The sequence below is a fragment of the Paenibacillus sp. FSL R5-0470 genome, from assembly GCF_037975205.1.
Classification (GTDB): domain Bacteria; phylum Bacillota; class Bacilli; order Paenibacillales; family Paenibacillaceae; genus Paenibacillus_AQ.
Genome location: NZ_CP150238.1, coordinates 2,417,714 through 2,431,437 on the forward strand (window position 1 = coordinate 2,417,714; position 13,724 = coordinate 2,431,437).

The 13,724-nt window shown below is 41.7% G+C and carries 15 protein-coding genes; 14 read left to right on the forward strand and 1 reads right to left on the reverse strand.

The window, feature by feature from the left end; translation table 11 throughout:
* Nucleotides 1-25: 25 nt before the first annotated feature.
* The 14 genes from MKY99_RS10380 (at nt 26) to MKY99_RS10445 (ending at nt 12,926) form a co-directional block, all read left to right on the forward strand.
* On the forward strand, nt 26-1,363 hold the full coding sequence (locus MKY99_RS10380) for an MATE family efflux transporter (RefSeq protein ID WP_339270305.1): 1,338 nt from the start codon (nt 26-28) through the stop codon (nt 1,361-1,363).
* A gap of 26 nt (nt 1,364-1,389) precedes the next feature.
* Nucleotides 1,390-2,661 (forward strand): alcohol acetyltransferase, encoded by a 1,272-nt coding sequence (locus tag MKY99_RS10385; RefSeq protein WP_076283126.1) that lies wholly within the window; start codon nt 1,390-1,392, stop codon nt 2,659-2,661.
* Nucleotides 2,658-3,332 carry a DUF6320 domain-containing protein gene (locus MKY99_RS10390; RefSeq protein ID WP_339270307.1) on the forward strand — a complete coding sequence of 225 codons (675 nt, stop codon included), beginning with the start codon at nt 2,658-2,660 and terminating at the stop codon, nt 3,330-3,332. The genes MKY99_RS10385 and MKY99_RS10390 overlap by 4 nt, the downstream gene beginning before the upstream one ends.
* Before the next feature lie 312 nt (nt 3,333-3,644).
* The gene (locus MKY99_RS10395; protein ID WP_339270309.1) at nt 3,645-4,682 is read left to right on the forward strand and encodes an ABC transporter substrate-binding protein; all 1,038 of its coding nucleotides are present in this window, start codon (nt 3,645-3,647) and stop codon (nt 4,680-4,682) included.
* A gap of 16 nt (nt 4,683-4,698) precedes the next feature.
* Nucleotides 4,699-5,688: an iron ABC transporter permease gene (locus tag MKY99_RS10400; RefSeq protein WP_339270311.1), complete on the forward strand. Its 990-nt coding sequence runs from the start codon at nt 4,699-4,701 to the stop codon at nt 5,686-5,688.
* 1 nt (nt 5,689) lies between these two features.
* A complete protein-coding gene (locus MKY99_RS10405) occupies nt 5,690-6,469 on the forward strand; it encodes an ABC transporter ATP-binding protein (RefSeq protein ID WP_339270313.1) in 780 nt (259 codons plus the stop codon).
* 40 nt (nt 6,470-6,509) lie between these two features.
* Nucleotides 6,510-7,037: a pyridoxamine 5'-phosphate oxidase family protein gene (locus tag MKY99_RS10410; protein WP_042186927.1), complete on the forward strand. Its 528-nt coding sequence runs from the start codon at nt 6,510-6,512 to the stop codon at nt 7,035-7,037.
* A 3-nt stretch (nt 7,038-7,040) separates the two neighbouring features.
* Nucleotides 7,041-7,469, forward strand: coding sequence for a DinB family protein (locus tag MKY99_RS10415; protein WP_042186929.1), 429 nt, complete (start codon nt 7,041-7,043; stop codon nt 7,467-7,469).
* A 163-nt stretch (nt 7,470-7,632) separates the two neighbouring features.
* Nucleotides 7,633-8,040 carry a MerR family transcriptional regulator gene (locus MKY99_RS10420; RefSeq protein ID WP_339270317.1) on the forward strand — a complete coding sequence of 136 codons (408 nt, stop codon included), beginning with the start codon at nt 7,633-7,635 and terminating at the stop codon, nt 8,038-8,040.
* 68 nt (nt 8,041-8,108) lie between these two features.
* A complete protein-coding gene (locus tag MKY99_RS10425; RefSeq protein WP_339270319.1) occupies nt 8,109-9,020 on the forward strand; it encodes an alpha/beta hydrolase in 912 nt (303 codons plus the stop codon).
* A gap of 244 nt (nt 9,021-9,264) precedes the next feature.
* Nucleotides 9,265-9,855 carry a TetR family transcriptional regulator gene (locus MKY99_RS10430; protein ID WP_339270321.1) on the forward strand — a complete coding sequence of 197 codons (591 nt, stop codon included), beginning with the start codon at nt 9,265-9,267 and terminating at the stop codon, nt 9,853-9,855.
* Nucleotides 9,856-10,043: 188 nt separating this feature from the next.
* Nucleotides 10,044-10,787 (forward strand): SDR family oxidoreductase, encoded by a 744-nt coding sequence (locus MKY99_RS10435; protein WP_339271589.1) that lies wholly within the window; start codon nt 10,044-10,046, stop codon nt 10,785-10,787.
* An 87-nt stretch (nt 10,788-10,874) separates the two neighbouring features.
* The gene (locus MKY99_RS10440; RefSeq protein ID WP_339270323.1) at nt 10,875-11,960 is read left to right on the forward strand and encodes a glycerol dehydrogenase; all 1,086 of its coding nucleotides are present in this window, start codon (nt 10,875-10,877) and stop codon (nt 11,958-11,960) included.
* Between the two features lie 105 nt (nt 11,961-12,065).
* Nucleotides 12,066-12,926, forward strand: coding sequence for a divergent polysaccharide deacetylase family protein (locus MKY99_RS10445; RefSeq protein ID WP_339270325.1), 861 nt, complete (start codon nt 12,066-12,068; stop codon nt 12,924-12,926).
* On the opposite strand, the gene MKY99_RS10450 is transcribed toward MKY99_RS10445, so the two are convergent.
* A complete protein-coding gene (locus MKY99_RS10450) occupies nt 12,913-13,665 on the reverse strand; it encodes an N-acetylmuramoyl-L-alanine amidase (protein WP_231573420.1) in 753 nt (250 codons plus the stop codon). The genes MKY99_RS10445 and MKY99_RS10450 overlap by 14 nt on opposite strands.
* Nucleotides 13,666-13,724: the final 59 nt, after the last annotated feature.

Genomic DNA, 13,724 nt, shown 5'->3' on the forward strand with positions numbered 1-13,724 from the left:
AAAACAGTGAATGGAGAATGACAAGATGAAGACAACAGAACTCAATGTATTAAAAGATCCAATTTCCAAACTATTTCGCGGTTATGCAATCCCTGGGATCGTAGCTTCACTTTCTATGTGTCTGTACGGAATTATTAACGGAATCATTTTGGGGCGTTTTGTAGGACCTAATGCGCTAGCTGCAGTGAATATGGCTTCACCGATTTTTAATATTATTTCCTGTATAGGGATCTTAATTGCTATTGGAGGAAATACATTAACCGCTATTAGTCTGGGAGAGCAGAACAAGGGGAAAGCCAACCACTACTTCAATAATGCTTTTTACACATTGCTCATGATAGCCGTAGTTATTTTCATAATAGTAGTTTTTTTTCCTCATGTACTGGCTAGAATAGTTGGAGCAAATTCAGTGCTTTTTCCTATGGTTGTTGATTACATACAGACTTTTGGTGTATTTGTCGTGCCTGTAATTTTTAATATTTTACTTGGTATTTCATTGCAATCTATGGGGAAACCTCAGCTTTATATGGTTGGTAATTTACTGAGTGTAGTTTTAAATATCATCTTGGATTTAATTTTTATCTGCGTTTTCGATATGGGGATTACCGGTGCTGCTTTGGCATCTGGGATCAGTGCAACGATTGTTTTTATATTATTTTTCTCGAATTTTATCTCAAAGGATAGCTTTTTAAAAGTGGGTAGATGGAAAGTGGATTTTAAAGCAATCGGAAGGATGATCTATAACGGTTCTTCAGAAGCGATTACGCAATTCAGTGCGGGTTTTTCTTCTATGATCTTCAACTGGATTTTGATCTCTAAATTTGGTGAAATAGGGGTATCTTCATTTGCGGTAGTTCAGTATATCTCACTTGTAGTTAATGCAGTTATCATGGGCATGTCGAGAGGGTTAGGAGCCATTAGCAGTGTGAATTACGGAGCGAAGGAATATAGCCGTATAACGGAATTGATTACCATGGCGATTAAAATAGTGACATTAGTTGGTGTGGTTTGTACAGCGATATTGATTATTTTTAAATCTCCCTTAATTTCTCTTTTTGTAAAAGACAATCTTCAGGTCATGACTACATCAAGTGAAATCATCACATTTTATAGCTTTAATTTTATCTTTGTAGGGGCCAATATTATAATTAACGCTTTGTACACAGCCATTAACAATCCAAGAACATCCGCGATTTTGGCGATTTTACGGTATGCCTTGTTGATGGGGAATTTCTTTATCCTTCCTTTAATGTTTGGTAACATCGGCTTATGGCTTTCCTTTGTAGTGGCAGAGATAATCTGTGTCGTGGTAAGCTATGTTTGTTTGAGGAAGACAATGCAAAAGTGGAGTATCAACCAGTAACAGCAGAATAAAAGAGGAGTTTTGAAGTGAAAAAGTGGTACAAACTTGATAACGCAGCAAAACTATTTCCATCCGTTACAAACACAAAAAACACTTCTGTTTATCGGATCTCAGCGGTTCTGACAAATCCTGTAGATGTGGATGCGTTACAGCAAGCCGCCGATACGGTATTCGACAGATTTCCGATGTTCACTGTGAAGCTTCGCAGGGGTGTGTTTTGGAATTATTTAGAGTCTAGCACGGATAAAATTGTGATCGCTGAGGATCAGCAGTATCCTTGTCGCAACATTGATCCAACTACAAACAATGGATATTTATTTAAGGTTTTATACTACAAAAATAGAGTCTCTGTTGAAGTGTTCCATGCGCTTACGGATGGTAATGGGGCTGTCGAGTTTTTAAAATCACTGCTGTACTATTATCTAATGTATATGGGACATGAAATTGACACTGAGGACCGGATTTTACTCGCTGATTCAGGAGTGGATATCCATGATATGGAGGATGCTTTTCGCAGATACTACAAGGATTGTTATGTTGAATCGGTTAGAAACAGCCGAGCGTACCACATTAAAGGTACCGCTTTCGAACAGTTCGGAAATAACGTGGTACACGGGGTCATAAGTGCCTCCCAATTAAATGCCCTCGCTAAGCAAAAAGGAAGTACGATCACTGCTTATTTATCCGCATTACTGAGTTATTCTATTTATCAAACAAGAATCAAATATAGCAAAAGTAACGCTCCCGTGGTTATCGCAGTGCCTGTCAATTTGCGCAAAGCATTCCCTTCACGTACTCTTCGTAACTTCTTTGGCGTAGTTAATCTTGGTGCGCGAATTACGGAAGATACCACACTGGATGAATTAATTTTTAGAATGAATGAGATGCTGAAGTATAAAACGGGGAAAGAAAATTTGCAAAATATCATTTACAATAATGTGGCGCTTGAACGGAACAAAGCTACGTTGTTTGTCCCGTTATTTTTGAAGAACTGGTTCGTGAATTTAGGGTTTCATATGCTTGGGGAAAGTAAAAGAACACTGACCTTGTCCAATATCGGCAATATTATGTTGCCACAGCAAATGTACAAGCACGTAGAGCTAATTGAGGCATTAGTCTATCCATCCAATAAAAGCCCTATGAACTGTGGGATCAGCTCAGTCAATGATAAGCTGGTGATCACGTTTACCAGAAATATAGTGGAGTCCGATATATTGCAATATTTCTTTTCGACCTTAGCGGGTGAGGCTGGACTTGAAGTTAAAATCTACTCAAACGATTGGGGGATTAGCGAATGACCAAATGTATTCGTTGCAACGTGACGGTTGATAATCAACATTATCGTTGTCCACTATGCTCCAAGCCACTTAAGATCAGGGGAGAGAGCACGACAGAATACCCGTCCTATAAAGAGATCTATCAGGAAACCAAACCATTTACGGTAGCTAAATTGTTCCTCTTTTTGACTATATCTGCGATCGTGCTTTCGATTACAATTAATGCGTTGACCTATCATATCAATCCAAGAATATGGTCAATTATCGTAAGTACAGGTCTTATCTATGCGTGGATCGTTGTTAAAGATACCATTTTATCTAATAAACATATTGGCAGGAAAATTTTATATCACTATGTCATGTTGTCCATTTTCCTATTGGTGATCGATATATTTGTTGGTTTTAGGGGATGGTCTACCAACTATGCAATTCCACTGTTTGGAGTGGCAGCTACATTTATTATGACTATGCTCGCAATTGTTCAAAAATCATTATGGCGTCATGATATAGGCTATATTTTAGCGATGTTCTTTATTAATTTATGTCCTATGCTTCTGTTTGTATTTAATTTATCTCATGTCATTTGGACCAGTGTTTTCTCTATCGTATACTCACTCCTAACCATTATTGGGATGATAATTTTTTCTGACCGGAAATTTATAAGCGAAATCAGAAGAAGATTCCATTATTAATAATCGAGATAGATTTATTCCAATCTATAATTAAATATTTAGGTTTATTATGCATATTGACCACGTCCTTTGGATGTGGTTTTTTTGTGGATTTAAGAAAGTGAAGGGTTCATACGACACCGAATTCCTATTTTTCTACAAGAAAGGTTGTCCTTTTTAATGGGATGTTTAAGGTGTTTTTGCTAGTTTAAAATTAAAATAAAATTCTTGACACTTCCCAATGATAACCATTATCATAGAAATCGTAGATGAAAATGAAAATCATTATCACTACTTGGAACGTATAATTATACATACTCGGAGGGATAGATTTTGAAGAAATTATTAGTACTTCTGGTTGTTGCAGCGCTTACTGCAATGACTGCATGTTCGTCCACCAATACAGCGGACAATCAAACCAAGAATGAAGCCGTAACGAATACAGCTGCTAATGAAACGAAAGAAGCAAATGCAGCGAATACAACAGAAGCAGCGAAAACAGCGGATGCTGGAAAGGAATACAGTCTGGAGCATGATGGTGTAGATGAAGCATTGTTCAATGAAGCATTAAGCCAGTTTCCAGCCACAGTTCCACAGCGAATTGTAACTACATCTGTACCATTAACAGAAATGCTCTACTTGCTTGGAATCACACCAGTTGGGGTGCCAACCTCCACCAATCCAATCCCTGCTGATTTTGAATCGATAGATAAAATTGGTTCGCCAATGGCACCGGATCTTGAAGTAGTAACAAAGCTTGAGCCAGACTTGCTGCTGGGAGCAGAATCACTTCGAAGCACACTGGATAAGACACTGGAAGGCATGGATTTGCAAAAAGCATATCTACGCACAGAATCCTTCGAGGATTTAAAGCTTAGCCTTAAAGTATTAGGTACTTATTTTAATAAAAAAGATGAGATGAATGCGGCTTTGAGTAAGATATTGGATAAAGAAAATGAGCTAAGTAAATTAGCCGAAGGAAAAGAACTGCCGAGCGTGATGCTCGTTATTGGAACCTCTGATTCCTTCATGGTTATGAGTGAGAAATCTTATCTAGGTAGTTTGGTGAAAAAGCTTGGCGCTGATAACATTGCTACTTCTGTACTTAAAGTTACCGATACTTACTCTCCTATTAATATGGAGAACGTCGTAGCCGCTGATCCTGACGTCATTCTCGTATTGGCTTCAGGTGACCACGGAGCGACAAAGGACAAATTTAAAAAAGAAATAGAGAAAAATGAAACTTGGACGAAGCTCTCTGCTTATAAAAACGACAAAATTCAGATTTTAGATTACAGTGTGTTCGGCGTAACCTCGATCATTAACGCAGAAACAGCCCTAACTGAAATCGCAAAATACTTCTATGAATAATTAAAGGAGACAGCAAGTGATAAATACATCTCGTAGCAGAATAGTTGTTATTATAACGGTTCTATTAGCGCTCGTTGCCGCGATTATTGCCATCGGATTAGGCTCTGTTTTTATTCCGGTATCAGACATACTAAGCACGATCTTTGGTTCATCGTCTAAGGCGGTGAATGCGACCATCATATGGGATATTCGATTGCCACGTGTGTTACTGGCGATGATCATCGGAGCGAATATAGCGATCTCGGGCGCACTGCTGCAAGCTGTGATGGGTAACCCACTTGCTGATCCTGGATTGACGGGTGTAACTAGCGGCGCGGCTGCATGTGTTCTTGTTATAATGCTTGCTGCACCACAGTATACTGAGTTCATTCCGATTGCCGCTTTTGTTGGAGGGCTAATTGCTGCTGGTATTGTATATGCATTAGCTTGGAGACGAACCGGTATTTCACCGATTACTATTATTTTATCTGGTGTTGCTGTGAATGCGCTTTGCGGAGGACTCATTGGACTATTAACAATCATGTACAGCGATAGACTCCCTGCAGCGGTTCAATGGCTTAACGGCAGTCTTGCGGCAAAAGGGAATAATGCGTTGATGATGGTCTTCCCATATGCGATTGCAGGTTGGATCCTATCTTTCTTTGCCATTCGTAAGGCAAATATCATTCGTATGGGTGATCAGGTGGCTTCGAATCTGGGTGAAAATGTGAACCGAATTCGTATCCTGCTCTCCTTGCTGGCAGTATTTCTAGCGGCTATTTCTGTAGCAGCCATTGGAATGATCGGATTTGTCGGTCTAGTTGTACCTCATATGGCGAGATTGCTCGTGGGTTCAGATTACAAATATCTTTTGCCGATGAGTATGGCTCTTGGTGCATTGGTTCTGTTAATTGCGGATACAGGTGGACGTACCCTGTTTGCACCCCTAGATATCCCTGCGGGTATCCTTATGGCTGTGATTGGCGGACCATATTTTCTATACCTGATGAGAAAGAAGGCGTTCTAACATGTTTACTGTCGATTCCATTTCGATTCGGTATGAGCAGAAAAGCGTGATTAACAACTTCTCTTTTTCCGTAAAAAAAGGTGAGATCGTCTCCATCATAGGACCGAACGGCTCCGGCAAATCCACTTTGCTCAAAGCGGTATCACGGCTAATTCCTTATCACACGGGTACGGTCATACTCGATGGTACGGATCTGAAGACCATGAGCGCCAAACAAGTCGCACGAAAAATGTGCATGCTGAGCCAGAAGAATCAAGCACCGAGTGATATGACTGTGATCGATCTGGTCTCGTATGGCAGATATCCACATAAAAAGTGGTTTGAAAGATTGAACCAAGAGGATATGGACATTGTTCATTGGGCCCTTGAAAAGACACATTTGATGGAGTATAAGGACCGAGCCGTAGCTTCATTGTCAGGTGGTGAATCACAGCGTGCCTGGATTGCAATGGCATTGGCGCAGCGTCCACTCATCATGTTGCTTGACGAACCAACCACGTACTTGGATATTTCGCATCAGCATGAAGTGCTTGAGCTTGTTCGTGAGTTAAATCAAGACATGGGCATGACCGTAGTGATGGTGCTGCATGATCTCAATCAAGCCTCTACTTATAGCGATAGTATCGTTGTAGTGCATGCGGGTGAGAAGGCGATGTATGGCACACCGAATGAAGTCATGACAACCGATATGATAAGGGATATATACCGGATGGACGCGGAAGTCCAGTATGTGCCTACAGAGAAGAAACCTCGTATTCATTTGTTGAGTACTGTTCGATAGATTCATAGTGTGACACAACCTATTCATGGAGGGATTTTAAATGAAGAAGCCTGTAGATGTGGAGAAAAATAAAGAAAACTACTTGCAATTTATTAATAAACGTAAGAACTTGATTTTGAGTTTGATCGATGATGAAGGTAAGCCCTTTATTAGTTATGCGCCTTTCGTAAAGAAAGACGGCAAGCTGTATATCTATATTAGTAAAATCGCAGAGCACTATGGCTATATGGAAAATAATGATTATGTGGACGCCTTTCTAATTGCGGATGAGTCTGAAACAAACAATAAATTTGCAACTGAGCGTGTGCGCTGGAGTTGTACTTCAAGCAATATCGGAAATGATGGATATGAGGATATCTTTGAATTGTTCAATGCTGACCATGGTGAGGCCATGCTGAAATTGCTGCGCGGACTGGATTTTTCACTGTTCGAACTAACTCCGTTGAAGGGGCGTTATGTTGTAGGTTTTGGGTTGGCGTTCGATATTGATGTAGATGCGAATGTATTTAATCACGTTGTTATTGATAAGAAGAAAGACGAAGAAGCAGCTGTACAAGGGAGCAAATAGCCGATGACTATTACTTCAGTACTGCCCATCTGGCAAGCGGTTCAAGAGCGATTTCATAAAATGGTGAAGGCATTGCCGGAAGAAGATTTAAATCTTAAATTAGGGAATTCATCCATCGGAGGTTTGATTTCTCATAATGCCGAGGTAGAATTTATGTTTGCAGAGTGGTTCTTTGGTAGACCTAAACCTCAAGCCGATGACGCAGCGTATACTACATTAAGTGAACTGGTGGATCTGCTGTCTGCTTCCAACGAGAATCTGATTGCAGCGATGCGGGAGCTTCCGGAAGATGCTTGGCATGTAAGCGTAGAGTCGTCTTTTGGCACATCTACTCCGCTTGAAGCGGTAGGAAGACTTATGTATCACACAGGCATTCATGCCGGACAGATTTCTCTAATACAGAAAAATGCGATTCGAAGTGAAGTGTTGTAGGTAGAAGAGTAGAGTAGTCAATGGGAAACGGCAGAAATGCCGTTTTTTTGTGTGTAGATAAGGAGTTTTATATTGATCCCGATTAATTATTGGCTCTATTTTGATACCCTCTGTATTATCTGGATTTTGGTATAATATAGGGAATTCCAAGGGGGCGTATATCATGACGGAATACTTGCGAGGCCAAATGGCTAAGATGGCAAATGTGAGTATGGAAACACTGAGGTATTATGAGGAACTGGGTCTAATTAGTACACCTATACGATCGGAAGCCGGCTACCGTCTTTATTCTGAAGAAGCGCTAAGTCGACTTACGTTTATACATAATGCTAAGCAATGTGGATTCACCCTAAAGGAAATTAAAAAGGCATTGTTAAAATCGGAAAGCAGTGGCATTAGCATAGATGATTTTGTGAAAGTTGTAGATAAAAAAATGGATCGAGTCCGCAATGAAATTGCAAAGCAGGAGATAAAGCTTGCTTCTCTCGCAGACTTGAGAAAAAATTTATTAGCCACGGATAAACATCCTGGAGTACAGTCAACGCTAGAAATCCTGAAAATGGAATCTTAACTTGACCTTGTAGTGACCTACAGGCTTTACACTTTGAGTTGAAAAGACCTGTAGGAGGGATTATCGATATGGAAAAGACGAGTATAGAACAGCTTGCAGCGATCAAAGATTACCTGAAACAAAGCAATCGGTTTGAAAGTAAGTCTGTAGAGCATATCCGACAAGAAATGGTTGAGGTGACTGCGAATATGCCTAGTCATACGGGTGTTACAGTCGAGCGGGTCAGGGTTGGGCCATTAAGTGGAGAGTGGATCATTCCTGTGGAAACAGCTCCACCTGATGATAAAGTGATTCTTTATTTTCATGGTGGTGGTTTTGTTTCAGGAACCTGTGAATTTTATCGGGATCTAGCAGCACGAATTGCAAAGACCAGTGGTATGAAAGTGCTAATCATTGAATATCGCCTTGCACCCGAGTATATCTATCCCGCCGCTAATGAAGATTGTATAGGGGCTTACCGGTGGTTGCTTGCAAATGGATATTCTGCCAGTGATATCGTATTTGGAGGAGACTCTGTTGGAGCCAGCCTTGCGCTGATGACACTGATTACTTTGAGGGATGAGGGGAGCGAGTTACCAGCAGGTGCTTTTTTTATATCGCCGCATACAGATCTTGTTCATTTGGATGGTGAATCGTATCAGAGTCGTGCGGAGCTTGATCCGACAGGTAGCTTGGAAGGGAATAAACGGATACTTGAAGCATATGTAGGTACTCGAACCGAGTGGGCTTCAATATTATCGCCGTTAAGAATGAATTTGCAGGGATTGCCTGATTTACTTGTTCAAGTAGGCGACCATGAGGTGCTATTAAGCGATTCAACGAGGTTGGCTGAAAGGGCGAGAGTAGCGGGTGTTCATGTGGAACTGGAAATATGGGATAATATGTGGAGTGTTTTTCATTTCTTAGCGTATATGCTCCCAGAAGCAGAGCAGGCGATTACGAAGATTGGTAAGTTTGTTAGGGCGAAGTTGGACGAGTGAGTAAGTAGATGAAAGAAATGAACCTTCTTGAGAAATCAAGGAGGTTTTTTGTTGTTGGGGTATGGTAAGTACTCAGCGGCTGATGAGAATTGGATACTAAAATGTGGATCTTAGTTTGATAAGTTTGTGCACGTATATACTGATAATGATTTTACAAATGACAAAGTAAGATTATTGTCAGTTCGTTTTTGAATATTATATGCTATGATAAGAACCATCAGAAATAGAGTGAGGGGAAATACCGATGTCGAATGATCTTCCATTATCTAAAGAAAACATTTTGGATGCGGCTGAACAAGTACTCCGGCGTTTTGGCCCGGATAAGACTTCAGTTGTTGATGTAGCGAGGGTACTGAAGGTTAGTCATGGTACGCTATATAGACATTTTTCCAGTAAAGCAGCTTTGCGCGAATCGGTAACCGAAAGATGGTTGCATCAAAATATTTTAGCCCCATTAAAGGACGTTACTGAGCAATTTGATGGGAATGCCAAAGAGCAGCTACATCTGTGGTTAGATACTCTAATTCACAGTAAACGGAGCTATGCTGTAGATGATTCCGAAATGTTTGCTATGTACGCCTCCGTAACTTTAGAAGCCGTAGATATGATTACCCAACACGTAGATCAATTAATTGGGCAACTCGCACGCATTCTTGAAAAAGGTATACAAACCGGGGAGTTTAAAGCATTGGAATCAGAGGTTACGGCAAGAGCTATTTTTAATGCAACATCACGATTTCATCATCCTGCTCATGCGAAAGAGTGGCAGTCGGGTTCGATTGATCAGGAGTTTGCCTCTGTTTGGGATTTGATGCTTTCCGGAATTTCGTCATAAATTGTTATAGCATATTTCAAAATAAAAAAATGATGGACTAAACCTTTTGATGAAGATCGGAAGGTTTTTTTGCGTCTGGAGAACAATTATATCGAATGACAAAAAATAATAATTGTCACTTGTTATTTGCGAGTGTTCGATTTATAATCAGACCAACAAGAAAGGCAAACGAATAGGAGGAATAAATGATGGATCAGAATTTGGTTGGAAAAGTTGCATTAGTGACTGGAGCTTCAAGAGGTATGGGACGGGAAATTGCGGAGAACTTGGCGTTACATGGTGCGAAGGTTGTTGTTAATTATGCAAGCAGTTCAAGCAAGGCAGAGGAAGTTGTGAACGAAATTAAGCAAAAGGGTGGAGAAGCTATCGCTATCCGAGCGGATATCAGCCAAGTGGCAGAGCTAGAACAATTATTCCAAGCCACATTGGAAGCTTATGGACAAATCGATATTCTCGTTAACAACGCAGGCATTATGATCACAAAGCCGATTGCGAGTATGACGGAAGAAGACTTCGACAAACAGTTCGCTATCAATGTGAAGGGTACCTTTTTTGCTTGCCAGCAAGCGGCTAAACATATGAGTGAGAACGGACGGATCATTAATTTCTCGACATCGGTTACAGGCCAGATGTTCCCAACCTACAGCGTTTATGCGGGAACAAAGGGAGCAGTGGAACAATTCACTCGTCAGCTAGCTAAAGAATTTGGACGAAAAGGAATCACGATTAATGCGGTTTCGCCAGGTCCTGTTAATACGGAACTTTTCACAGTTGGGAAGTCAGCTGAAGAGATTGCGAATGTTGGGAGTATGAATTCTTTTGGACGCTTGGGTGAGCCTGAGGACATCTCGAGTGTAGTTTTGTTTCTAGCTAGTAAGGAATCACAGTGGGTTACGGGCCAGACGATTCGTGTGAACGGCGGATTTATTTAAGACAAAAGTCTATAGCATCTTTTTTTATAGCCAGTCTGAAGCAACACTCCTTAGAATAAAAGAATATACAAAAAGAGGAGTGAAACCATGACGCAGATCATATGTTCACCGACTAAATATATTCAGGGGTATGGCGAGATTCGTAAGCTGGGAGATTATTGTTTGCAGCTAGGATCGAACAGAGCTTTTGCGATTGTAGATCCTTATATTTTTTCCATGTACAAGGAGGATATTTTACACAGCTTTGAAGTGAACGATATTCCCCTTATGATGCGCGAATTCAAGGGTGAGTGCAGCCGTAATCAGGTGGATGAGATAGTGCTAGAACTTGGCCTGAAGGACGCTGAAGTTATCTTAGGAATCGGTGGCGGCAAGACCCTAGATACGGCAAAAGCAGTAAGCCACATGGCGGATCTCCCGGTAGTTATTGTACCCACAGTGGCCTCGACGGATGCACCTTGCAGCGCAATATCAGTGTTGTATACGGACGAAGGTGACTTCGACTGTTATCTTCCATTAAAAAGAAATCCTGATATGGTGATCGCAGATATCGATATCATCGCTAAAGCTTCTGCAAGATTGCTGGCGGCTGGAATGGGTGATGCTTTGTCCACCTATTACGAAGCAAGAGCTTGCCGTGAATCTGGAGCGGTTACTCATGCAGGCGGGACTAGCACAATCGCAGCGTTCTCTTTAGCACGTGCTTGTCTGGACACACTTCTTGCTGAAGGTGAATCCGCACTCATGGATGTTAAACAGGGGATCACCTCTTCATCAGTGGAACATATTGTTGAAGCTAATATTTACTTGAGCGGCGTTGGTTTTGAGAGCGGTGGGCTTGCTGCAGCCCATGCTATTCATAACGGACTGGCCCTGCATGAGGAATGCAGGAATGTCCTACATGGTGAGAAGGTTGCCTTTGCTACGATCGTGCAGTTGGTCTTGGAGAAGGCTTCAGAAGATGAGATCGCTCAGGTCATTGCTTTCTGCAAAAAAGTCGGCCTTCCCGTCACACTTAAGGAGCTTGGGATTACCAGTAGCGATATGGATAAATTAATGGTGGTGGCAGAAGCTAGCTGCTCCCAAGAGAGCCCAATGAAGAATATGCCATTTGAAGTTCAATCTGTGGATGTGCTGGAAGCAATCCTTGCCACAGACAAGCGCGGGCATTAGCAACAGCTCGATTGTAAATTATTGCGAACCCTCCCCGTACATATTTAACCTTCTTGAACCAAACAATGAGAACAATTGTTTAAGACGAAGGAGGCGTTCCTCTTGATGAAGGACAGTCGAAAGGTTAAACGTTACTTACTGAATTGGCTTGCTGTTGCTGCAGTATTGATTACCACAATTGTTCCGGCTACGCCGGCTGTCTCTGCTGCCACGTCTAAAGACAACGCTACAAATACGCAGCTTGAAGAGAGTGCACCCAAACGTGATAAGGTCGCTATCATTATTGACGATTTCGGCAATGGCATGAAGGGGACAGATGAAATGTTCTCGTTACCGATAAAGCTTACTGTAGCCGTCATGCCTTTTTTACCTACATCCGTAAAGGATGCCACCCGCGCCCATGAACGCGGAGATGATGTTCTGGTTCATTTGCCGATGGAGCCGCGCCAAGGTAATCCTAAATGGCTTGGACCAGGAGCCATATTGGCCAAAATGTCCGATGAGGAAGTGCGACAAAAGGTTGAGGCAGCACTCGATAATGTTCCTTATGCGATCGGGATAAATAACCATATGGGTTCGAAAATTACCGGAGATGAGCGGATTATGGCAGTGATCTTATCTGTATGCAAAGAACGAGGATTATTTTTTGTAGACAGCAAGACCAACTACCGTTCCGTTGCTGGCAATATGGCTTATCGGATGGGGTTGCCACGCGTAGAGAACCATATCTTTTTAGATGACACACATACAGCAAGTCATGTTCTGAAACAAATGGGTCTCGTCAAAGACATGGCGAAGGATCAACGATTTTGTGTAACGATTGGTCATGTTGGTGTATTTGGGAAAGAGACCGCCGCAGGAATCCGCAGCGGTATTGAACAGATGAAAGACAATGTTGAGTTTATAGGGATTTCTGATCTGGTTAAAAAAGAGATGAAATGGAGCTCCCAACTTAAACTTCCATAAGATAAGCTACAATACCATCAGCGATGGCTTCAGCGATTTGTTGCTGCCCTTTAGGGGTGCATAACTTTGCGCGGTCAGTCGGACTGCTTACAAAACCCGCCTCAACGATAACAGTTGTGGCGGTTATTTTGTTGAGTAAATAAAAGGGCTTGCCTGGTCTTGGATGAGCCTCGACATCGTAAAGATTGTTTAGCTGATGCTGAATGGACTTAGCAAGCATGAAGCTACGGCCCTCTTGACGGTACAATACAAGTGGACCATGTTTGGAAGGGGAAGGCGCCCAGTTAATATGGATGCTTACCACTACAGTAGCAGGTAATGTCTCAGCGAGCTCTTTACGCTGTGCAAGATCCCGAAGATGTCGAGATTTACTACGCAGCCAGCGGTTCTCATCACTTGGGGCATAATCTCCATTGCGATTTAAAGCAACGTCAAAGCCATCGCTACCCAGAAGTAGAAATAATCGACGTGAGATATCTAAGGTGATATCTTTTTCAAGAATATTACCGTAGGAAGTTCCACCGTCGATGCCTCCGTGTCCCGCATCAATTAGGATCATACGATGTCCGTGTCCTAATAAATGCTGACGGTCATCCTTCATCACAGGTTTCTCTGGTGTCGCAGAGGCTAAGGAGCTGCCCATAAACAACATTAGTAGTCCTAGGGTAGTTAGAGTGATTCGAAAGCCACATAGAGCAGCTGCTGTTCTGGAAAAGGATTGTTTTCTCCAGTTGTTCAAGTGAAACGCCTCCTTGCAAGTGAATAACGTCTTATGGATTCTTTGTTAGATTGTGCTTT

Coding starts and splice junctions, on each gene's coding strand:
- MKY99_RS10425 (WP_339270319.1), top strand. CDS start 8,109: ATGGAAAAGACGAGTATAGAACAGCTTGCAGCGATCAAAGATTACCTG.
- MKY99_RS10390 (WP_339270307.1), top strand. CDS start 2,658: ATGACCAAATGTATTCGTTGCAACGTGACGGTTGATAATCAACATTAT.
- MKY99_RS10445 (WP_339270325.1), top strand. CDS start 12,066: ATGAAGGACAGTCGAAAGGTTAAACGTTACTTACTGAATTGGCTTGCT.
- MKY99_RS10405 (WP_339270313.1), top strand. CDS start 5,690: ATGTTTACTGTCGATTCCATTTCGATTCGGTATGAGCAGAAAAGCGTG.
- MKY99_RS10380 (WP_339270305.1), top strand. CDS start 26: ATGAAGACAACAGAACTCAATGTATTAAAAGATCCAATTTCCAAACTA.
- MKY99_RS10440 (WP_339270323.1), top strand. CDS start 10,875: ATGACGCAGATCATATGTTCACCGACTAAATATATTCAGGGGTATGGC.
- MKY99_RS10420 (WP_339270317.1), top strand. CDS start 7,633: ATGACGGAATACTTGCGAGGCCAAATGGCTAAGATGGCAAATGTGAGT.
- MKY99_RS10415 (WP_042186929.1), top strand. CDS start 7,041: ATGACTATTACTTCAGTACTGCCCATCTGGCAAGCGGTTCAAGAGCGA.
- MKY99_RS10430 (WP_339270321.1), top strand. CDS start 9,265: ATGTCGAATGATCTTCCATTATCTAAAGAAAACATTTTGGATGCGGCT.
- MKY99_RS10410 (WP_042186927.1), top strand. CDS start 6,510: ATGAAGAAGCCTGTAGATGTGGAGAAAAATAAAGAAAACTACTTGCAA.
- MKY99_RS10435 (WP_339271589.1), top strand. CDS start 10,044: ATGGATCAGAATTTGGTTGGAAAAGTTGCATTAGTGACTGGAGCTTCA.